Genomic DNA, 20,970 nt, shown 5'->3' on the forward strand with positions numbered 1-20,970 from the left:
CTCATCTCACCCAACACAAGCGCACCCTGCACCATAGGAAAGATGAGTAACCCGGTCTGTCTCTTTCACACCCCTACCCTGACAGCCATGAAAAGGTTGCCGCGGTGATAGAGACACTCAAGGGCTATTAACCGTATAATTCAGCTTTTCCTTACTCTGGTAGCTCCTTGCATGTCAAACCCTCGTATCCACTGGCTGACCGATAATCACCAGCTCAATCAAGCAGTCGCGCAATGGCAGAAACATTCCTGGCTCACGGTGGATACAGAGTTTATGCGCACCAAAACCTTCTGGCCTATTGCCGGATTAATGCAGGTGGGCAAGGATGACGATGTCTGGCTGATTGATCCGCTGACGATCACCGACTGGACGGCCTTTACCGAACTTCTCACTAATCCAGCCGTCACAAAAGTCATGCACGCTATGGGGGAGGATCTGGAACTGTTTCGTCATCTCACCGGCCACCTGCCAGTGAATGTGTTTGATACTCAGATTGCCGCCGCCTACGCTGGCATTGATTTCTCCATCGGCTATCAACGTTTGATTGCCGAACTGTTGAATATCGACGTTTCCAAGGGCGAAACCCGCTCTGACTGGCTGGCCCGCCCTCTCACCCAGTCCCAGATTGATTACGCAGCATTGGATGTGTTTTATCTCGGCAAGGTGTACCCCATGTTGGTGAAGGCTTTGGAAGACAAGGGCTTCTCCGGGTGGCATCGGGAAGATTGCGAACGTCAGGTGACCGCAGCTGGTACAGATACCAATCCTCAAACGGCCTGGAGAGATGTCAAACTGGCCTGGCAGCTCTACCCTCAGCAGCTGGCGGTTTTACAAGTACTGTGTGAATGGCGGGAAACTCAGGCGCGGGAGCGTAACCTCTCCCGTAACCGGCTGGCACCGGCGGGTGCACTTTGGGATCTGGCTCGCTTTCAACCCAAGTCCATCAATGATCTGCGTCGGATTAAGGCTATGAAACCACAGACGATCCGTCAGTCTGGAGCCGAAATCCTTCAACAGATTGCCAAAGGCCGGCAGGTGCCGGAGTCTGAATGGCCAGAACGCCCCGCAGGCCCGCTGCCCAAACGTGTACAGCCTTGTGTGAACGCCATCAAAAAATTCTGCCGCAACCGGGCAGAAGAGCTGGGGCTGTTGCCAGAATTGATTCCAGCCAAGCCCTGGACAGGCAGCCTGTTGAGGGGTTGGTTGAACAGCGGTGAGTTTACCATGGCATCCCATAGTTCCTCTGATAATGGCTGGCGAACAGAGGAGGTGCTCAAACCCATGGTCAAGCACCTCAACGCCATTGATTTCAATAAAAACCCATAACATAAGAAGACGGGGGATTACAACGGTGAAAGTGGTTGTTTCTGTCTACAAGACCAAGCGCCGTGAAGGCCTGTATCTCTACATCGACAAACTGAAGGGGTTGAAGAGTATCCCTGATGAACTGAACACCTTGATGGGAGAACCCGCTCATGTTGTCGATTTTATCCTGACGCCGGAAAAGAAGCTGGCCAACGCCGATACCGACGAGGTTATCAGCAAGATCTCCAGTCAGGGCTATTATCTGCAGATGTCGCAGGCGGAGGACAAAGATGATTACGCCATCACCCTGCCCGACGAACTGCTTTGTTTTAACGATCCGCAATAGTCTTTGAAGTACTGAATGACCGATACGATTGATAGCCAGAAGCCCTTCTGGCAAACAAAAACTCTGGAAGAGATGACCCGCGATGAGTGGGAATCCCTCTGCGATGGCTGTGCCCGCTGCTGTCTGCAGAAACTGGAGGACGAAGACACCGGCGACGTGTACTACACCGAGCTTGTGTGTCACTACCTGCAGGAAGATAAGTGCCGCTGCACCATCTACGAAGAACGTAACACCAAAGTGCCCAACTGCATCTGGCTTAAACCTGAGCATGTGCCCGAGTTTCACTGGCTGCCCAGCACCTGTGCCTACCGCATTATTTCTGAAGGGAAGGATTTACCGGAGTGGCACCCGCTGGTCTCAGGCACCACAGAAACCGTTCATCTGGCAGGAATCTCTGTAAAAGATCGCGTCATTCAGGATATCAGTGTGCCAGAGCAAGACTGGGAAGAGCACGTTATTAACTGGGTCGAATAAGATACAAATCCACAGGCTGAAGGCATATTCCTTCAGCCTGTCAAGACACTCAGATATGGTTGGTCATCTGGCCCTGCTGCTGGTATTTCCCCTGTGCACCATCCAGGGCCACCGTCTGGCCACTCTGCACATTTTCGATCACTTCATTCAGAGCTTTCTGCTCCTCTTCCATCATCAGTGCCAGCTGAGCTAAAAACTGCTGGAAGTCCTCATCATTTTCCTGCAATTGTTTAGCCTGAGCCAAATCACCCTCAACCGAACGAATACCTGCATCTCTATCATCAGAACCTGACTTATGATGAGCGATACTCTTTCCAAGGGATTCAATCTGTTCATTCTCTGGAGAAGAGCCATCTACGTATGCCTGAATGGCATCATTCAGAATACGATCTTCTATCGCTCCGGGATCTGCCCCCTCCGAAACAAGCTGTGTTAAATCCTGATGCAGATCATTACCAATCGCTCCCTGTGCCTTCAACTCGTTCAATTGCGCCAGATGCCTGGTGGTATCAACAGGTTTACCTGTCAGCTTATGCAGAGCCTGATCCAGAACATACTCTTTGTTGAACTCTTCCAGCTGAGGAGTATGGGTGCCATAGTGTGACTTCATTATCTGACCATGGGCATCGCCTGTTGCCTTCACCGCTTTTTTATCCTTAATGCCATCCGCAATCAAAACTGCGCCTGCAGGCAACAGCAGTGCCCCGATAACAATTTTGGCTGTGGCACACGTGTCTTTCTTTTCGTTGAGGGCTGGGTCCAGCTGACTTTCTAACTCCCTTATACGAGACTCCCGCACACTTTCACTTTTCTCACGGTTCGCCAGTGCCGCCTGCTCATTAACCTGATGCACCGTTTCTTCCGATTCGGCACGCAGCCCCTGCAGCATGGCCTCCAGATCACTCATATTAACCGGGAAGCTGGCCGAACCACCGGCTGGAGCGGCAATGGGAATCACCCGTCCGTCTGTACCCGTGGGCTGTACACCTGCCTGATAAAAGCTCACTGAATTCCCCGTACCTAAAGAACCAGCCCCAACCTGCTCCCTGGCCTGCGCTTCCCGGAGTTCTTGAACGTATTGGGAGTGCTGGGTTTGCTGGCTGCCATTAATTCCTGCTGTAGACATGGTTACTCCCCCTTGGCCTGTGGTGATAAAGCAGGCGCCATGCGCTCCATCATGGTGTCAGCAATTTGCTTGATTGGCTGGTACTGGGGCTGTTTCTCTGCACGGGCAGAAGCCGCCAGCAAAGCATCTCGAGCTTTGTCCTTATCTCCCATCGACTCAAAGGTGTGTGCAAGGTTCAAAGCCGGGCCCGGGTCGGAAGGTGCCATATCTGCAGCCAGTTCCAGAACCTGAGCGGCCTGCTCGTACTTGCCCATCTTCAGACAACAGGCCCCGAAACTGGCCAGAAAGCGAGGATTGGTATGATCATGAAAACTGAGATAGAGAAAGAGGTCGTGGGCCTCCTGAGTGTTACCCGACTGGAAATGGCTATAACCCAGAGCGTATATGGACTCCAGTACTTCATCCGGAATGTTTTTGAATTTGGCTATGGTCACACCATCTTGCAACTGTCCCAAAAGGTGATGATCACCTCCCAGTGCCCCGAGCAAATTCCTGAGCACACTCTCTACTTTGGCCATGCCTGACTCCCTGAAATGGCTGTCCTTAACAGTCAAAGGATATAAGCTGGCCCATCAGTCTTCTCCACCATTTGGCAATCGCATGGGGAAGCAATATTCACAACAGCTATATAAAAGGGATACAGGGGAAGAAAAGGAAGGAAGAAGCCGCCTTGTTGACGGCTTTAGAGAGTCATAAGAGTAGGCGTTACCAGTCAGACAAAAAATCTTCAGCCTTTACTCTGGCTACCGGTTTGTTTTTTCCCACTGGCGTTCCGAGATAAATAAACCCATAGAGCCTCTCATCACCAGACAACCCAAGCCCCTGCGCCAGAGCAGGCTCATAGCAAATCAGCCCGGTACGCCACATAGCTCCAATTCCCATCGCATGGGCCGCATGAAGAATATTATTGACGGCTCCCCCCAGGGACAGAACCTGCTCAATCTCCGGAACTTTAGGATGTTCTTTTGGAGTCAGAACCGGTAACAGTATCTCTGGTGCCCGCAAAGGGTTTTGTAAAAGTCTGCGCTGCTGAGTCTCAGCGAGATCAGAATCCCGAGCCAACATCACATCGAGTATAACTTTGCCCAGATCATAGCGGCGATCACCACGTACTCGCAAAAAACGATACGGTTGCAGGTGAGCATGATCCGGCGCACGGTAGGCCGCCTGTACCATGGTTTGATACTGCTCGGGAGTTGGCCCCGGCTCAGTTAAAGCAGGCATGGAAACCCGCGATAATAATAATTCCAGTGCGTCCATACAGCCCCCTTCAATCACTCAAGATCACATAAAGTTTCACCGCAAGGCATGATAGCCTTATCGATGCATAAGTGGCCATAAGCTTCGCTAATCATCGACATCAATGCGGCAAACCTTTACTCTTTGCGCTTATAAAAAAAAGAACCTCGGAGTATCGCCACATATGGCGAATGAAACATTCCCCCTACCCGATAATCATTCACCCTCAGGACTTCTTGAAGAGCCTGGTCCGGCGGGGGACCGCATTATTTTATGGGTGATGACTATCGTACTATTGGCGTCTGCTCTGCTGCTGGACCGTGCCTGCAAAGCCTGCCTGTGGAGCTTGCCGGTTGCAGTTTTATATCTTGCAGTGAGCAGTCAGCCATTCAATACCATCAAGCCTTCGCTTAAACGAAACGCAATCATACTGGCGAGTGATACTGTTTTAATTAGCGTAATGGCTTATTTTCTACAACCGGGGCCTGCCATCCTTGCAGCCTATACTCTGATGCTGCTGTATCAGGGTATATCTCATTTTGGCTACAAGTTTTGCCTGTATCAGGTAATGCTTATGGGTATAAGCGTTTTTACAACCTGGTTGGCACACCCCATGCCAGTGGTCTGGGATTCTCACCCTTACTTAAAAGGGATCGCCTTTCTGTTCACCTTCGGCTTCTTCCTCTATCACGGCTGGTTCTACCGCACCCGACAAACCCGGTATGAGGAAAAAATCGCCACCGAGCGCAAACAGATGCAAAGGCAAACCTGGCTCACAACGACCATGGCTAACTATTTGTCGCCCCAGATAAGGCAACTGATCTATCACGGCAAAGACAAAATGCAACGGGTCGAAACGCGGCGCAGACGTCTGACTGTTTTCTTCTCTGATATTGAAGGCTTTACCCAACTCAGTGATGAGCTGGAACCAGAAGCCCTCTCCGCCATGCTGAACGATTACCTTGATGAGATGTCCCGCATTGCTATACGAAACGGTGGCACCATCGACAAGTACATAGGCGACAGCATTATGGTTTTCTTCGGCGATCCAACCTCCCGGGGAGACAGAGCCAACGCCCGTGCCTGCCTGGCTATGGCTATAGAGATGCGCAGACATATGAAAGTGATGCGTAAGAAGTGGCGCAGCCAGGGCATCGTTCAGGATCTGAATATTCGTATGGGCATCAGCACCGGCTACTGCAATGTGGGCAATTTCGGTACACGGGACCGTATGGATTATACGCTGGTTGGCCGTACTGTTAACCTTGCCAGCCGTCTGGAAAGCCTGGCCGGATCTAACGAGATTCTGATTTCAGAAGAGACCTACGCGCTGGTAGAAAACCAGATTATGTGCCGACGCTCCAAACCTACTCTGATAAAAGGTATCCAGCATCCCATGTCTGTGTATCAGGTGGTGGATTTCAGAAAGGATCTGGGAAGCAATCCAACCTGGATTGACGAAGAGCTGCAGGGATTCTCACTCTACATGGACACGACGCGGCTCGACCCGATTGAACGCAATAAAGCAATTCGGGCTCTGAACCAGGCAGCCAGACAACTGCGGGAGCGGGCAATCAGCAGCGAGATGGAATAGAAAGTCAGTACCCAAACCATTGCTTTCGCATAATCTGGGTACTTAAAGGGGGAAAACGTTACTGGCGAGCCAGACGCTGGTTATTATCAACCGCCCCGCAATCACTGCGCCATGGATTGATATCCAAACCACCACGACGTACATAACGTGCGTAAACGGTCAGAGTTTCTGCGCCACAGATACGCTTCACATCCATAAAAATACGTTCCACACACTGCTCATGAAAATCTTGATGCTGGCGGAAAGAGCAGAGATATTTCAGCAATCCTTCACGATCAATTTTGGGGCCAGTGTAATCAATCACGAGCGTGCCCCAGTCAGGCTGACCGGTTACAGGACAGTTGGATTTCAGCAGATGGGTGTGCAGGGTTTCGCTGACAACCTGACTCTGATCGACACTCAAAAAACCGGTTTCCAGTGTGTAAGTATCAATAGTAACATCCAGATCATCCAGACACTCACCAGCTGCGGCTTCAATACCTTGCTGCTGGATATCCACCAAGGAGTAGAGAATCACTTCAACAGCCTTTCCTGCTGCTGCAGACAGGTCTTGCTCCATAGTTTTCCGAACGGTTTCCGGGGAGGAGAATCTGGACTGGTTAAAAGAGTTCAGATACAGCTTGAAAGACTTGGACTCAATAATATGAGGGGAATCGGAAGGCAGCACAAACACACCTGCCATCACTACCGGCTTACCCTTGTCATTCAACCAGGACAGCTCGGGGCCATTCCAGGTATCCGTACCTGTGAACGGGAGGTTGCTGCTATCCAGTTCAAGGGCTTCCCACTTTGGTGCCCGAGGAATGGGGAACAGCAACCCAGCATCATACTCACTGATGTATTCGCTGTGCTGGCCAAGGGGGGAATCGTTAACTGTATTACTCATGGATTAACTTCTCAGGCCTTTGCCCTTATTTAGCAGATGCAGGGACACGGTAAACAGCACCACTACGGTCATCACCATAATGGAAAATGCCACACTCAAATCGACAACACCACTGTAGCCCAGCATCCCATAACGGAAAGCATTCACTTGATAAAGAATGGGATTCACCTGTGACAGCGCACGCCAGAAGTCTGGCAGAACAGACACAGAATAGAAGACCCCGCCCAGGTAGGTTAGTGGCGTGAGAACAAATGTTGGAATAATAGAAACATCATCAAAACTCTTAGCGAACAGAGCATTGATAAACCCGCCCAGAGCAAACATCAGCGCTGTGAGTATAATAGCCAGCAGCGTAATGCCTAAATGAAACACCTGCAGGTCTACAAAAAACAGGGACAAAATGATCACAATTATCGCTGTCATCAAACCGCGGGTGACACCACCAGCAATATAACCCGTCAGAATAATCCAGTTCGGCACCGGCGAAACCAATAATTCTTCGACAGACTTCTGAAATTTATTACTGTAAAAACTGCTGGATACGTTCGCCCAGCTGTTAGTTACCACAGACATCATGACTAAGCCAGGCACCACAAAGGTCATATAATCAAAGCCACCCATTGTACCGATACGGGAACCAATAACATTACCGAAAATCACAAAGTACAGGCCCATGGTAATGGCAGGCGGCAACAGAGTTTGTGGCCATATCCGCAAAAATCGTCGCACTTCTCTGATATAAATTGTACAGAAGGCAATCCAGTTTTTTTGTATTCCCATTTATTATTTACTCAACTTTAGCGCTTAGTCATGCCTACAAATAATTCTTCAAGGCGATTGGATTTATTCCGCATGCTGACAACATCCATATCGCAATCACTTAGCTGACGAAACAATCCATTCAAGCCCTGGGTTTTATTCACTTCCACCTCAAGGGTATGAGCATCAACTCGCCGCACTGCATACCCGGTAAATGCCGCCTGATCAGGCACAGACTGTTTCACATCCAGAAAGAAACTTTCTCGGTCGAGCTTCAGAAGGAGCTCCTTCATAGACGTGTTCTCAACAATATCCCCCTCGTTAATGATGGCGATATTGCGGCACATCTGCTCCGCTTCCTCGAGATAATGAGTGGTCAGAATCACCGTGGTACCGGCCTCATTAATCTGCTGAACAAAGTCCCAGAGACTACGGCGCAATTCGATATCAACCCCGGCAGTGGGTTCATCCAGAATCAAAAGGCGGGGTTCGTGTATCAACGCCCGGGCAATCATCAATCGTCGTTTCATCCCACCAGACAACATGCGAGATTGTGTGCTCCTCTTCTCCCAAAGCCCAAGCTGCTTAAGGTATTTCTCAGAACGCTTGCGGGCTTCCTTCCCAGGAATACCGTAATAGCCCGCTTGGGTGATCACCACATCCTCAACCTTCTCAAACTGGTTGAAGTTAAATTCCTGTGGCACAACACCTAACTGACACTTAGCCTTGACCAAAGCGTTATCAATATTATGTCCAAAGATATCGACATGACCCGAGGTTTTGTTCACCAGTGAGGAGATGATGCCGATGGTGGTTGACTTACCTGCACCATTCGGCCCTAGCAGTGCGAAGAAATCCCCCGGCGCTACGGTGAGATCAATACCTTTCAGGGCCTCATGACCATTGTCGTATGTTTTCCGCAAATTACGGATAGTAAGGGCGTCTGCCATGTCGCTCCGTTATTCTGTTATGACTGAATATGTCGCAAAGGCGGGATTTTATAATACTTTGTTTTAAAAGCAGACTGCTTTTTTAAACAGAAAGCAGCATCAGCTTGACCAGGACCACCTGCTTGACTACCGTGTGGCGATTTTCCGAGTAAACATTATGACCATCAAAACAAACGATTCCTTCTCCTTCCACCGGCAGATGCTTGCCGAGTTCACTGAAAACCTCCCTAAAGCTCTGGCAGAAGTTGTTAAAGAAGAGCAGCAGAAAGAATTGATGGATAACCTTCATCAGGCGTGCGCCGAGCTGGATTCCAATCAGGCTGACGGATGGCACCTGGGCCAGAACTGGTTGTTCAGTTTTATTGGCAATCACCCCCAGCTCACTCCCGTTGTACCTCGGGATCTGCTGTGGTTCTTTGGTGGCGACTGCCTGCACTTCCTTACGGATGAGGAAATTGATCGCTTTCAGGTGATTGAGGATCGCGTGGCTGAGGAAGGTACATCCTGGGCGGATGTTCGTCGTCAGGTTCTCAATCACTAACGCATCATAAGTACCCGGACCATTGATTTGGTTGGGGCCCTGCAGGATTAGAGTTTCAGCAGGCACTTGGGAGCACTCTTCCGCTCCCAGGTGCATGCCTTACTGATATTGTGCGTCTGTCTAAGAAATGCTTGGAATAGCCTCACCCTGTTCTGAATCCCAATTAAGAACGATACTGTTAATATCCTCCCGCTCTCCCAAACGGGTAATACACGCTGTTGCCAGCCCAGGCAGAACTATTCGGTTAATGGCATATTCAATGGCGCGGGCACCGATATCAGGATCATCACAAAAATCCACAAGCCGCTCCAGGACCTCATCCTCCCACGTAAAGCTGGCCCCATAATGGGACTCCACTCGCTGAGCCAGTTTATCCAGTGCCATACTGCCAATAGACTTTAACTGTTCCCGTGTCAGGGGATAAAACGGAATCGTTTTAACTCGCCCCAGAAAGGCTGGTTTAAAATACTGTTCCAGTGTCGGACGAATCTGAGTGAGCAATTCATGGATATCAAGCCGCTGTTCACTATCAACAGAGCAGGCTTCAGAAATATCTCTGGCTGCCGCATTGGATGTGAGAATAATCAACGTATTTCGAAAATCCACCTCCCTGCCTTCACTGTCGCTCACCCGCCCCTTATCGAAAATACGGTAGAAAATATCGTGCACACCGGGGTGGGCTTTCTCAAACTCATCCACCATTAAAATACAGTAGGGGTTTCGACGCACAGCTTCTGTTAAAACACCACCTTCCCCATACCCCACATATCCAGCCGGAGCACCTAACAGCATGGAAATTTTATGCTCTTCCTTAAACTCCGACATATTGATAGTCACAATATTCTGCTCACCAGTAAACAGAATATCCGCCAGCGCCAGAGCGGTTTCTGTTTTTCCTGTACCACTGGGGCCACAAAAGAAAAGCACAGCAATGGGTTTATCAGGGGCTATCAATCCCGCTCGGCCAATCTGAAGACTTTCGACAACAGCTGAGAGTGCGTGATTTTGTCCGATAACCCGTCTGGCCAAACATTCTTCCAGCGTACACAATCGATTCATTTCATCAGAAATAATATTGCTAAGCGGGATACCCGTCCAGGATGCCAGTACATCAGCAATCACTGTTTTTTCCACCGTCACCGGTATCAACCCTCGTTCCCCCTGACACTCCATCAGCTTTTCACGACACTGCCGGTATTGCTCCCGTAAAAATGGCTCGACCTTATCTACACCTTCGGCATATTGGTAATCAATGGCCCGCCGGACTTCTGTGACCTCGGTAACCAGCTCTCTTTCACACTCCCACTGGTTATGAAGCTGCTCAAGTTGATGGGTCATTTCTTCCAGTCGCCGCTTCAACTCTGGCAGTTTTTCTCCAGCAGCTTCCACCAGCTGAGACTCACGTTCTTTAGACACATATTCTTGTTTCAACCGGTGGTTTTCCCGCTCCAGAGTTTCAATATGTTCGGGGCGAACATATCGCTCTAAAGACACGCGGGAACAGGCCGCATCCAGAACACTGATCGCTTTATCTGGCAAGCGTCGTGAGGGGAGATAACGAATCGTAAGATTGACGGCGGCCTCCATGGCCTCTTCCATTATTCTTACCCCATGGTGCTTTTCCAGTGAAGGAGACAGCCCCCTGAGAATCTGAACACAGTCGTCTGTTGAAGGCTCCCTAACACGAACAATCTGAAAGCGCCGAGCCAGAACCTGATCTTTTTCCAAATACTGATGATATTCCGTCCAGGTGGTTGCTGCGACGGTGTTAATCTCTCCTCGGGCAAGGGCGGATTTAAGAAAACTGGCAGTATCCTGCGACTCGCTGGCACCTCCTGATCCAATGAACATGTGAGCCTCATCAATAAACACAACGACCGGATCAACCGATTGCTGCACCTCTCGCAGCACATCTTTTAATCGGTTTTCAAACTCTCCCTTGATGCTGGCTCCAGCCTGTAACAGTGACAAATCCAGAGTATGCAGCTGCACGCCCTTCAGGTTATCGGGTACTTCACCCGCAACAATGGCCTGGGCGAGACCTTCGACAATAGCTGTTTTTCCGGTACCAGTATCCCCTAAGAGCAGTGGGTTGTTTTGACGGCGGCGACAGAGAATCTCAACAGTTTTGCGAATTTCTCTATGGCGACCAATAACCGGATCAAGCTTTCCCTCTCTTGCCTGCTCAGTCAGATTAATAGTGAAGCGATCTAAAGCACTGCCATACTGAACAACAGCACGGCTTTCTCGAGCCAACTCTCCTGTATTCCCGCATGCCTCTTTCAATTCAGCCGCCTTCACTTTCAGCTCTTCAAGGGAGAGCTTGTCAAACTCTGCTGTCAGTCTGTCTCTCCCAAACTTTTTTGTTTCCCTGCCTAACTCAGCCAGGAGCACATCCACAGCCGCCACTTCAAGGGCTTTGCGTGATTCCGTATCCAGCCTGGCTATCAGTTTGGTGAGGTTGACCATAAACATAGGAACACCGGACATAGTGACAATGGCCACTAAATATTATTCACTGTCGCGGTTTTGCAAGCCGCCTGTACGATCTGTGCCTATGCTTGTGGCCGAACGTGGTTGTGTGCCGTTCAGGTAAGAGAGCAGTTATGGTTGAGTCAGGTGCCTCACAACAAAACGACAAAGATCGTTTAGTCAAAACGGTTATCAATAACCTGCCCTGTGGCGTGTACCGTTTCCGCTACTTCCCGGACGACACCTGCAAACTTGAATACGTAAGTGAAGGCATACAGAACGTTTTAGGCTACAGCGCAGATGATTTGTACGAGTGCCCGGAGCTTATCTGGCAGGCCATACACCCGGACGATAAAGACCGAACCTATAAGCGCATGCTTACCAATATTCAGGAAGGTCACCCATGGGACAGCGAGTGGCGAGCGGTTCTGCCTGATGGAGAAGTACGCTGGGTCAGGGAGAAAGGCAGTACCCCGAAAACCTGCAGCGATGGCAGCAAGGTATGGAACTGTATTCTGGAAGATGTATCCGACCGCCATAATCAGATGGTGTCGGTGGACGATGAGTCCGTTCAGGCAGAACAGTCCTTATACAAGATGCTCAGCATCATACCCGGCCTTGTCCTCCAGACACGCCATTACCCTGACGGACGTATTACGTTTATTTATATCTCCGAAGCCGCCACCGACCTGCTGGGCGTCAGCCCTCAGGCATTAAAGCAGGACGCTGACCTGATGTGGAACAGCTTTCATCCCGATGACCTCCCAGAGTTGACTGACTCTATCAATAAAAGTATGCGCTCTCATACTGACTGGGATCACGTCTGGCGAACAAGTCACGGCTCTGTATGGCTCCACGGTCAGGGCCGGCACTTTGCGACCCTTGCCGATGGAAGTATTCTGCGCGTCGGCGTATGTACCGATATCACCCGCGAGAAGCAGCTGGAGAAAAACCTCAAGGATGAGATGATGCGAGCCGAGGAGGCCAGTATTGCCAAAAGTACCTTTCTCGCCAATGTCAGCCATGAGATGCGTACCCCCCTCAATGGCATTCTGGGCTACGGGCAGCTACTGGTCCATGAGCTTGATTTAACTGGCCAGGCTGCACGTAATCTGTCGTCTTTACGCCAGTGCAGCAATCACCTGCTGGCGGTCATTAACGAAGTGCTGGATATGGCCAAAATTGAGAGTGGCCGGCTTGAACTGGTTATCAACCCCATGGCGCTTTACCGCCTGCTGGATGAAGTCAGCTCTGTGATTACCCCACTGGCCGACAGTAAAGGGTTACTGTTCCGTCTTAACACTTCAGATGATTTGCCCGGTTATATCAAAGGAGATGCTACCCGCATGAGACAGGTGCTGATCAACCTGCTGAACAATGCGGTCAAATTTACCAGCGACGGTGAAGTTTCCCTGAAATGTTCTATGGAAGGTGAGATGCTGCGCTTTGATATACACGACACCGGTTGCGGAATACCCCAATCCCGTATCGACAAAATTTTCCACCCTTTTGAACGTATGGATGTACACCATGCCGTGGAAGGCACCGGTCTTGGTTTGGCCATCACTCATCGAATTGTTGAAGCTCTGGAAGGTACGGTGAAACTGCAAAGTACTGAAGGTGTGGGCAGCTGTTTTACCATCCGACTACCCTGCGAAGAAGCAGAAGCCATTCAGGAAGCCGATGATAAAACCGAATTCCAGCTCCGGAAGCTGACCCTCGATCCGCCCCCTGAACTGCTGGTTGTTGACGACAGGGAATCCAACCGGGATGTTATGAAGCAGTGGCTCACTCTTGGCGGCTTCAATGTAGTACTGGCTGCCAATGGTCAGGAGGCGTTAGATCAATTACGAAAGCGGCCCTGTGATATGGTTCTGTCTGATCTGCGTATGCCGGTCATGGACGGCATGGCCATGATAGATATTATAAAAAATGATGATTTGCTAAAACAGATTCCCTGTGTCGCTATATCTGCCAGCGTTTTTCCAGAGCAGATACGCAAAGTGTTGATTTCCGGCTTCAGAGCATTTCTGCCCAAGCCCTGCAACCTGAATAAACTGTTCACCACGATTTATGAGATTCTTGATCTGAACTCTGAGGCCGTAACTAAAGAAGACAAAAAAACTACGAAAGCCAGGGAAGAGTATCGTACCCCCTTCCCTGAACAAGAACGTACAACCATTCTGGAAATGCTGGATATGGGAGATATCGAAGGGTTGAAGGAACATATTCAGCAACTCAAAAATACCTCGGGGCTCCAGGCTGCAGCACACGATCTGAGTCAGTGTCTTGATGAGCTGGATATGGAAAGGTTTCGAAAGGTTCTCTATGAAAACTAACAGCTGTAATCGGAGTAACTACTCTGTCGTTACAACAGGCCAAGCCTATTCGTAAATCATCTTTCTGGTCATCCCTCCGTCAATCACAAGATTCTGCCCCGTTATAAATCCAGCTTTTGGAGACAGTAGAAACTCCACCATCACGGCTATATCATCTGCCTTACCGACACGGCCAGCAGGATGTTGGTTATGGCAGGTTTCGGTCAGGTGCATCGGTTTTTCATGCTCACTGAAACTACCCGAGCCAACATCAATCCAGCCGGGGCTGATGCAGTTCACCCGCACCTGTCCGGATAAACTGATAGCCAGCGCGTGAGTTAAAGACACAACACCGCCTTTTGTTGCAGCATACGCCTCACTCTGGGGCTCGGACTGCAGCCAGCGGGTTGATGCAATGTTCACAATTGCCCCATTACTTAAACGCAACATAGGCAACGCTGCACGGGTAACAAGAAACGGGCCGGTGAGATTAATATCCAGATACTGCTGCCAGTCTTCCAGAGCCAGAAACTCAAAAGGCCCCGTGTAAGGCTCTGCAATGGCAGCGTTATTCACCAGACCATGCAGACAACCAAACCAGTTCTGCACGCGGGTAAGAGATTTGTTCACCTGTTCTTCGTCACTGACATCGGCACGAATAAAGCGTATATCCCCTTCACAGGCCAGCTGGCACACCAGCTCTTCACCATCCTTGCGGAGACAATCCAGAATCACAACACGGTAGCCCTGTGCCAACAGGTAGGTGGCAATGCCTTTTCCTATTCCTCTTGCTCCCCCGGTCACTAGAACAACAGGATAAGACTGGTCGGAAAACTCTGGCATTAAGAACCCCAAAACTAGTAACAGATAGCCAGAAACCTTAGTGGAAAATTACAAATGGAAAAGAAATGGAGCAAAAAAGAACGAGAAAAAAGCCAGCGCCCCCCTCAAAACACTGGCATACAGGTTGGATCTTGTGACTCGTCCCGGTTGTTTATTTTATTCCCTGATGCGGATATCAGAAAGGTACGCCGGCTATGAACGGGTGCCTGTGGCTGATATTTATTGTCCGTTCTCCCCCCCGCCGTATGGTTCACACTTTACCGTTCTCAGTTTGAAAGGTATTGACTCAAATCAATTAAATATAAGTATTTACCACTACTTTGTGCGTCGTTATACATAGATTTACACCATCAAATGAATCAGCCTTGCTGCCAGTCTGGATGTCAGGCTATCTCTGTCAAATTGTGGGTTTACCTCTGCCACATCCATCATCAGCATTTTGCCGCTGTCTTTTATCTGCAGGAGCAGTGGCTCGGCCACTTCAAGGGGAATACCGCGTACTGCCGGTGCACTGACACCGGGCGCCTGACCTGCCGGGAAAGCATCCATATCAATGGTGAGATAGATGTAATTCACCTTTTCCAGAAACCACTGCACGACATTGGAGAGATTTTCCAGATTGGTCAGCGTCATCTCACGATCGGTTTTATAAACAGCACCCAGCTCATCAGCCCGGTCAAACAGCGCACGGGTATTGCTCGCTTCACTCACACCCAGGCAAAGGTAATGGAAAGGATGATGATGCTCTTTGGCATACTCGGCACACTGCCAGAACGGTGTGCCGGAGCTGGCACCTGCAGTTTCAGGAAGGCGCAGGTCGAAGTGAGCATCCAGATTGATAATACCTACGCTCTTTTTATCAGGGAGGGTTTCGAGAAATGTCATAATGCCCTGATAACTGCCCCAGGCAATTTCATGGCCCCCTCCCAGGCCAACAGGCCTGTGACCAGCAGCAAGCAGTTCAGAAACCCGCTGACCATAAGTACTCTGCGCCTGTTCCAGATCACTATTTGCACAGAACACATTGCCTGCATCCCAAACCGGAGCTTCAGAGTTCCAGGGCAGGTTTGCCAAACCACTGCGAATCACATCGGGAGACTGCGCCGCCCCAACCCGCCCTTTATTCCGGCGCACGCCTTCATCACTGGCAAAACCAATCAGGGCTGTACCCGCCTCACATGGGTCACTGCAAGGTTGCACCTTCTGATGCCAACGCAGTGCAGCATCCGGGTTCAGCTCCTCATCAATGCGTCCGTTCCAGATGAAGTTTTTTTTTACAGACAGATCATCACTGATATTCACGAGATTTCCCTGACGAAGAATGAACGACGGCTGCACACCATTCAGGCTCGCAGCCAATGCTGCCGGATGCGCCACAGGCCATAGCACTAAATCAGCGGCAAAGCCTTCCTTTATAACACCGGTTGAATTTTTCAGCCCCAAAGCCTGTGCGGCATTGCGGGTACAACCAGCCAGGGCTTCCGAAGGTGTAAGCCGGAACAGAGTGCAGGCCATATTCATCATTAAGCGCACAGAAGCCAGAGGTGAAGTGCCGGGGTTCAGGTCTGTGGAAATCGCCATGGGAACGCCCGCTTCACGCAGAGCCTCCACCGGTGGCAGTTTGGTTTCCCGCAGATAATAGAAAGCACCGGGAAGCAGTGTGGCTACGGTGTCACTGTCTTTTAATGCTTCAATACCCTGCTCCCCCAGGTATTCCAGGTGATCGACGGAAAGGCCCTGGTATTTCACAGTCAGTTCTGTGCCACCGCTGTCTGATAACTGCTCAGCGTGAAGCTTGACTGCAAAGCCCAGTTCTCTGGCCTTTTGAAAAACCCGTTCAGCCTGCTCCGTACTGAAAGCAATATTTTCACAGAACACATCCACCGCTTCCGCCAGCTTTTCTTCTGCAACGGCGGGAAGCATCACATTGCACACTTCATCGATATACTCATCCGCCCGGCCTTTAAACTCCGGTGGCAGTGCGTGAGCGCCAAGGAAGGTGCGCTTGAAGGTAACAGGATATTCATCGGCCAGACGACCTGCTGCCCGCAGCATTTTCAGCTCGGTTTGCAGATCCAGACCATAGCCGGATTTCACCTCAACAGTTGTCACACCTTCCGCCAGCAAGGCCTCAAGGCGAGGGCGGGCTGCTTCAACCAGTTCATCTTCTGTGGCTGCACGTGTAGCGTTCACCGTAGAGAGAATGCCGCCCCCGTTTCGAGCAATCTCTTCATAGCTCACACCTTCCAACCGCTGTTCAAACTCCTTTGAACGATCTCCGGCGTATATCAAATGTGTGTGGCAATCGATCAGGCCTGGTGTCAGCCACTGACCATAGCCGTCTATTTCCTGATCAGCCTTTACATTGCCGGGGAGGTCAGTCTCTTTGCCCAGCCAGAGTATGCAACCATCTTCTATCAGAACGGCAGCATCACGGATCAAGCCGTAGCGGTCATCATAGCTACACCTGTCATTATCCATCGTCACGCACTGTACATTTTTTATAAGCAGTCTTGTGTACCGTGCAGTCTGTCTATTTTGTGTCATTGTCGGGTCACCACATTGTCCTCTCTGCGTATGTATTCGATCCACGCAAACAAAATCGAAACCAATCCGAAACAGTACTTGAATTTATTCTTGTATATACAGGATTATACATACAAAATAAGACAGTAAGCCATATGTGGGGTCGAGGATAATAATGAATAAAGCTGCTGTACCTCGTTATAAAGTGATCAAGCAATACATTCGGGACAATATTGAAGGGGGAAGCTGGCCGGTGTCGTCCAGAGTGCCTTCAGAAAATCAGCTCTGTGAACAGTTTTCTGTCAGCAGAATGACCGCCCGAAAGGCCGTAGACGAACTGACACAGGAAGGCCTGCTTGTGCGCAGTCAGGGGCTGGGAACCTTTGTTGCCGAACTGCAACCCCAGTCGCCTTTACTGGAAGTACGCAATATTGCCGACGAGATTCACGAACGGGGCCATAACCACAGCAGCGAAGTGTTGTCGCTGGAAGAGATTCCTGCCTCCGAAACGGTGGCTATCTCACTGGAGCTTCCGGAAACATCACCCGTGTTTCACTCCATTATTATTCATTACGACAATGGTCGTCCGCTTCAACGGGAAGAACGTTATGTGAATCCCCGCTTTGCGCCGGATTACCTGAAACAGGACTTCAGGGTACAGACACCCAGTGCCTACCTGAGCCGTGTCGCCGCCCTCACCGCCGCCACCCATGTGGTGGAAGCGGTACTCCCCACGCAGGATATTGCCGACTCGCTGGTTATGGAGAGCCATGCCCCCTGCCTGCGCATCATCCGACGCAGCTGGTGTGACAAGGGCGTGGTCAGTCTGGCAAAGCTTATTCACCCGGGCGACAGATATCGCCTGGGCGGGCATCTGAGTTTTACGTAAACATCTGAGGATTTTGCTGTGAATAAAGACAATAGATACGATCCAGACCGCCTGATCCGAGCCCCACGGGGCACAGAGCTGAACACCTGCAGCTGGCAGGTGGAGGCGCCCCTGCGGATGCTGATGAACAACCTTGATCCAGAGGTGGCGGAACACCCCAACAGCCTCGTAGTGTATGGTGGTATTGGCCGTGCCGCGCGGAACTGGGAGTGCTACGACCAGATCGTCGCCACCCTCAAGCGTCTGAAAGAAGATGAAACCCTGCTGGTGCAGTCCGGCAAGCCCGTGGGGGTCTTCCGCACCCATACCGAAGCACCTCGCGTACTCATTGCCAACTCCAACATTGTTCCTCATTGGGGCCACTGGGATCACTTCCATGAGTTGGATAAGAAGGGCCTGATGATGTACGGCCAGATGACTGCCGGCTCCTGGATCTACATCGGCTCTCAAGGCATTGTGCAGGGTACCTACGAAACCTTCGTAGCCATGGCGAAAAAGCACTTTAATGGCGACGCATCTGGCAAGTGGATTCTTACCGGTGGGCTGGGTGGAATGGGTGGTGCGCAACCTCTGGCGGGCACTATGGCTGGCTTCTCCATGATTGCCTGTGAAGTGGATGAGTCCCGTATCGACTTCCGTCTGAAAACCCGTTACCTCGATAAGAAAGCCACCAGCATTGATGAAGCACTGGCGATACTGGAAGACGCCAAAACCAATGGCCAGCCGGTATCCGTAGGCCTGCTGGCGAATGCCGCTGACGTTTATCCTGAACTGGTGAAGCGCAACATCATTCCCGATGTAGTGACTGACCAGACCTCCGCCCACGACCCTCTGAACGGCTACCTGCCACAAGGCTGGACCATGGAACAGGCTGCAGACAAGCGTCTCACTGACGAGGCTGCAGTAGTGAAAGCCGCAAAACAATCCATGGCCGTACAGGTTCAGGCCATGCTCGATTTGCAGGACAAAGGCTCTTTCGTCGTAGACTACGGCAACAACATACGACAGATGGCGCAGGAAGAAGGTGTTAAAAACGCTTTTGACTTCCCCGGCTTTGTACCCGCTTACATCCGTCCATTGTTCTGTCAGGGCATCGGCCCCTTCCGCTGGGCTGCACTCTCCGGCGATCCGGAAGATATTTACAAGACCGACCAGAAGGTGAAGGAACTGATCCCTGACGATCCACACCTGCACAATTGGCTGGATATGGCCCGGGAACGTATCGACTTCCAGGGTCTGCCTGCCCGTATCTGCTGGGTAGGACTGAAAGACCGTGCCCGCCTCGGTCAGGCCTTCAACGAAATGTATGCCAGGGGTGAACTGAAGGCACCTGTCGTCATTGGTCGTGACCATCTGGATTCCGGTTCCGTCGCCAGCCCTAACCGGGAAACCGAAGGCATGATGGACGGCAGTGACGCGGTATCCGACTGGCCCCTGCTGAACGCCCTGCTGAACACAGCCTCCGGTGCAACATGGGTAAGCCTGCACCACGGTGGCGGCGTAGGTATTGGCTTCAGCCAGCACTCTGGTGTGGTGATTGTGGCGGACGGCACCGACCAGGCTCATGAAAAACTGGGTCGCGTACTGAGAAACGACCCGGGCACAGGGGTAATGCGCCACGCAGACGCTGGCTATGACATTGCCACAAGCTGCGCCGCAGAAAATGGATTGGATCTTCCAATGCTTAACAAAAACAGCAGCAGGAGCGAAGGCTAATGGAAATTGTTGTAAAACCGGGCGAACTCTCCCTCGCCGATCTGCGAACGGTCAGCCGTCACCCTGTCAAAGTTGTACTGGATGACAGCTGCCATGCAGATATTCAAGCAGGTGTAGACTGTGTCAACAGGGTAATCAGTGAAAACCGTGTAGTGTATGGCATCAACACCGGCTTTGGCCTGCTGGCCAGCACTCATATTGCTGACGAAGACCTTGAACTGCTGCAGAAGTCTCTGGTGCTCTCCCACTCTACCGGTGTGGGACAGTTTATGGACGAAAGTACCGTGCGTCTGATGATGGTGCTGAAAATCAACAGCCTCGCCCGTGGTCGCTCTGGTGTACGACTGGAGCTGATTAATGCACTGATTAAACTGGTGAACTCCGATATCTACCCCTGCGTACCGGAGAAAGGTTCCGTAGGTGCCAGCGGTGACCTTTCCCCTCTGGCTCATATGAGCTGTGTGTTGCTGGGTGAAGGTCAGGCGTTTGTTGAAGGTAAGCCCGTATCCGCTCTGGAAGCACTGGCGTTCGCAGGCCTTGAGCCTATGACACTGGGGCCAAAGGAAGGTCTGGCACTGTTAAACGGCACACAGGCTTCTACTGCTTTTGCCCTGCAGGGATTGTTTGGCTCGGAAGACCTGTTTGCTGCCGCCATCACCTCTGGCAGTCTTTCTGTAGAAGCCGCCATGGGCAGCCGCACGCCCTTCGATGCCCGCATCCACGAAGCCCGTGGCCTGCCCGGCCAGATTGAAGCAGCCGCAGCCTATCGACAACTGCTGGATCACAGTGAAATCGAAGCGGCCCACATTCACTGCGACAAGGTGCAGGACCCTTACTCCCTGCGCTGTCAGCCCCAGGTGATGGGTGCCTGCCTGGAACAGCTGCGTCACGCTGCCCGTATCCTGCAGATTGAAGCCAACGCGATTTCCGATAACCCGCTGGTTTTTGCGGAAGATGACACCATCATCTCCGGCGGTAACTTCCAC

18 protein-coding genes are annotated in these 20,970 nt (G+C 51.1%); 9 read left to right on the forward strand and 9 right to left on the reverse strand.

The window, feature by feature from the left end:
* Nucleotides 1–171: 171 nt before the first annotated feature.
* From rnd to E1189_RS11710, 3 genes are read left to right on the forward strand one after another with little or no spacing between them, the layout of a single operon-like run.
* Nucleotides 172–1,326, forward strand: a complete 1,155-nt coding sequence (gene rnd, locus E1189_RS11700; protein ID WP_155160513.1) for a ribonuclease D — start codon at nt 172–174, stop codon at nt 1,324–1,326.
* A gap of 25 nt (nt 1,327–1,351) precedes the next feature.
* Complete coding sequence (locus E1189_RS11705) at nt 1,352–1,651, forward strand: YcgL domain-containing protein (RefSeq protein WP_196221392.1); 300 nt, start codon at nt 1,352–1,354, stop codon at nt 1,649–1,651.
* A 15-nt stretch (nt 1,652–1,666) separates the two neighbouring features.
* Entirely contained in the window at nt 1,667–2,125 is a 459-nt protein-coding gene (locus tag E1189_RS11710; protein WP_155160515.1) for a YcgN family cysteine cluster protein, read from the forward strand.
* Nucleotides 2,126–2,174: 49 nt separating this feature from the next.
* Here E1189_RS11710 and E1189_RS11715 read toward each other — a convergent pair whose 3' ends face one another.
* From E1189_RS11715 to E1189_RS11725, 3 genes are all read right to left on the reverse strand, one after another.
* Nucleotides 2,175–3,251, reverse strand: coding sequence for a hypothetical protein (locus E1189_RS11715; protein ID WP_155160516.1), 1,077 nt, complete (start codon nt 3,249–3,251; stop codon nt 2,175–2,177).
* Nucleotides 3,252–3,253: 2 nt separating this feature from the next.
* A complete protein-coding gene (locus E1189_RS11720; RefSeq protein WP_155160517.1) occupies nt 3,254–3,769 on the reverse strand; it encodes a SycD/LcrH family type III secretion system chaperone in 516 nt (171 codons plus the stop codon).
* 187 nt (nt 3,770–3,956) lie between these two features.
* Nucleotides 3,957–4,511, reverse strand: a complete 555-nt coding sequence (locus tag E1189_RS11725; RefSeq protein WP_155160518.1) for a nitroreductase family protein — start codon at nt 4,509–4,511, stop codon at nt 3,957–3,959.
* A gap of 163 nt (nt 4,512–4,674) precedes the next feature.
* On the opposite strand from E1189_RS11725, the gene E1189_RS11730 reads away from it, so the two are divergent.
* On the forward strand, nt 4,675–6,084 hold the full coding sequence (locus E1189_RS11730) for an adenylate/guanylate cyclase domain-containing protein (protein WP_196221393.1): 1,410 nt from the start codon (nt 4,675–4,677) through the stop codon (nt 6,082–6,084).
* Between the two features lie 58 nt (nt 6,085–6,142).
* On the opposite strand, the gene queF is transcribed toward E1189_RS11730, so the two are convergent.
* The 3 genes from queF to E1189_RS11745 are packed head-to-tail and all read right to left on the reverse strand — an operon-like array spanning nt 6,143 to nt 8,679.
* A complete protein-coding gene (queF, locus tag E1189_RS11735; protein ID WP_155160520.1) occupies nt 6,143–6,970 on the reverse strand; it encodes an NADPH-dependent 7-cyano-7-deazaguanine reductase QueF in 828 nt (275 codons plus the stop codon).
* 3 nt (nt 6,971–6,973) lie between these two features.
* On the reverse strand, nt 6,974–7,750 hold the full coding sequence (locus E1189_RS11740; RefSeq protein ID WP_155160521.1) for an ABC transporter permease: 777 nt from the start codon (nt 7,748–7,750) through the stop codon (nt 6,974–6,976).
* A gap of 17 nt (nt 7,751–7,767) precedes the next feature.
* Entirely contained in the window at nt 7,768–8,679 is a 912-nt protein-coding gene (locus tag E1189_RS11745) for an ABC transporter ATP-binding protein (RefSeq protein ID WP_155160522.1), read from the reverse strand.
* Between the two features lie 199 nt (nt 8,680–8,878).
* On the opposite strand from E1189_RS11745, the gene E1189_RS26250 reads away from it, so the two are divergent.
* Nucleotides 8,879–9,220, forward strand: coding sequence for a PA2817 family protein (locus E1189_RS26250; protein WP_408014720.1), 342 nt, complete (start codon nt 8,879–8,881; stop codon nt 9,218–9,220).
* A 120-nt stretch (nt 9,221–9,340) separates the two neighbouring features.
* Here E1189_RS26250 and tssH read toward each other — a convergent pair whose 3' ends face one another.
* Entirely contained in the window at nt 9,341–11,725 is a 2,385-nt protein-coding gene (gene tssH / locus E1189_RS11755) for a type VI secretion system ATPase TssH (protein ID WP_155160524.1), read from the reverse strand.
* 101 nt (nt 11,726–11,826) lie between these two features.
* Between tssH and E1189_RS11760 the strand changes: the two genes are divergently transcribed.
* Complete coding sequence (locus tag E1189_RS11760; RefSeq protein ID WP_155160525.1) at nt 11,827–14,031, forward strand: hybrid sensor histidine kinase/response regulator; 2,205 nt, start codon at nt 11,827–11,829, stop codon at nt 14,029–14,031.
* A 45-nt stretch (nt 14,032–14,076) separates the two neighbouring features.
* Here E1189_RS11760 and E1189_RS11765 read toward each other — a convergent pair whose 3' ends face one another.
* Complete coding sequence (locus E1189_RS11765) at nt 14,077–14,853, reverse strand: SDR family oxidoreductase (RefSeq protein WP_155160526.1); 777 nt, start codon at nt 14,851–14,853, stop codon at nt 14,077–14,079.
* Nucleotides 14,854–15,195: 342 nt separating this feature from the next.
* Nucleotides 15,196–17,334 (reverse strand): imidazolonepropionase, encoded by a 2,139-nt coding sequence (gene hutI / locus E1189_RS11770; protein WP_230460345.1) that lies wholly within the window; start codon nt 17,332–17,334, stop codon nt 15,196–15,198.
* Nucleotides 17,335–17,554: 220 nt separating this feature from the next.
* Here hutI and hutC point away from each other — a divergent pair, with 220 nt between their 5' ends.
* The 3 genes from hutC to E1189_RS25480 form a co-directional block, all read left to right on the forward strand.
* Nucleotides 17,555–18,268, forward strand: coding sequence for a histidine utilization transcriptional repressor HutC (gene hutC, locus E1189_RS11775; RefSeq protein ID WP_155160528.1), 714 nt, complete (start codon nt 17,555–17,557; stop codon nt 18,266–18,268).
* An 18-nt stretch (nt 18,269–18,286) separates the two neighbouring features.
* Complete coding sequence (gene hutU, locus E1189_RS11780; RefSeq protein ID WP_329602004.1) at nt 18,287–19,984, forward strand: urocanate hydratase; 1,698 nt, start codon at nt 18,287–18,289, stop codon at nt 19,982–19,984.
* On the forward strand, nt 19,984–20,970 hold a 987-nt coding region (locus E1189_RS25480; RefSeq protein ID WP_230460346.1), incomplete at its 3' end, for an aromatic amino acid lyase. The genes hutU and E1189_RS25480, both read left to right, overlap by 1 nt.

It is taken from the genome of Parendozoicomonas verongulae (genome assembly GCF_009711465.1).
Classification (GTDB): Bacteria; Pseudomonadota; Gammaproteobacteria; order Pseudomonadales; family Endozoicomonadaceae; genus Sansalvadorimonas; species Sansalvadorimonas verongulae.

What these genes read in the sequence shown, in the direction of transcription:
- rnd (WP_155160513.1), top strand. Translation starts at nt 172, where the DNA reads ATGTCAAACCCTCGTATCCACTGGCTGACCGATAATCACCAGCTCAAT.
- E1189_RS11710 (WP_155160515.1), top strand. Translation starts at nt 1,667, where the DNA reads ATGACCGATACGATTGATAGCCAGAAGCCCTTCTGGCAAACAAAAACT.
- E1189_RS11715 (WP_155160516.1), bottom strand. Translation starts at nt 3,251, where the DNA reads ATGTCTACAGCAGGAATTAATGGCAGCCAGCAAACCCAGCACTCCCAA.
- E1189_RS11720 (WP_155160517.1), bottom strand. Translation starts at nt 3,769, where the DNA reads ATGGCCAAAGTAGAGAGTGTGCTCAGGAATTTGCTCGGGGCACTGGGA.
- E1189_RS11725 (WP_155160518.1), bottom strand. Translation starts at nt 4,511, where the DNA reads ATGGACGCACTGGAATTATTATTATCGCGGGTTTCCATGCCTGCTTTA.
- E1189_RS11730 (WP_196221393.1), top strand. Translation starts at nt 4,675, where the DNA reads ATGGCGAATGAAACATTCCCCCTACCCGATAATCATTCACCCTCAGGA.
- queF (WP_155160520.1), bottom strand. Translation starts at nt 6,970, where the DNA reads ATGAGTAATACAGTTAACGATTCCCCCCTTGGCCAGCACAGCGAATAC.
- E1189_RS11740 (WP_155160521.1), bottom strand. Translation starts at nt 7,750, where the DNA reads ATGGGAATACAAAAAAACTGGATTGCCTTCTGTACAATTTATATCAGA.
- E1189_RS11745 (WP_155160522.1), bottom strand. Translation starts at nt 8,679, where the DNA reads ATGGCAGACGCCCTTACTATCCGTAATTTGCGGAAAACATACGACAAT.
- E1189_RS26250 (WP_408014720.1), top strand. Translation starts at nt 8,879, where the DNA reads ATGCTTGCCGAGTTCACTGAAAACCTCCCTAAAGCTCTGGCAGAAGTT.
- E1189_RS11760 (WP_155160525.1), top strand. Translation starts at nt 11,827, where the DNA reads ATGGTTGAGTCAGGTGCCTCACAACAAAACGACAAAGATCGTTTAGTC.
- E1189_RS11765 (WP_155160526.1), bottom strand. Translation starts at nt 14,853, where the DNA reads ATGCCAGAGTTTTCCGACCAGTCTTATCCTGTTGTTCTAGTGACCGGG.
- hutI (WP_230460345.1), bottom strand. Translation starts at nt 17,334, where the DNA reads ATGGATAATGACAGGTGTAGCTATGATGACCGCTACGGCTTGATCCGT.
- hutC (WP_155160528.1), top strand. Translation starts at nt 17,555, where the DNA reads ATGAATAAAGCTGCTGTACCTCGTTATAAAGTGATCAAGCAATACATT.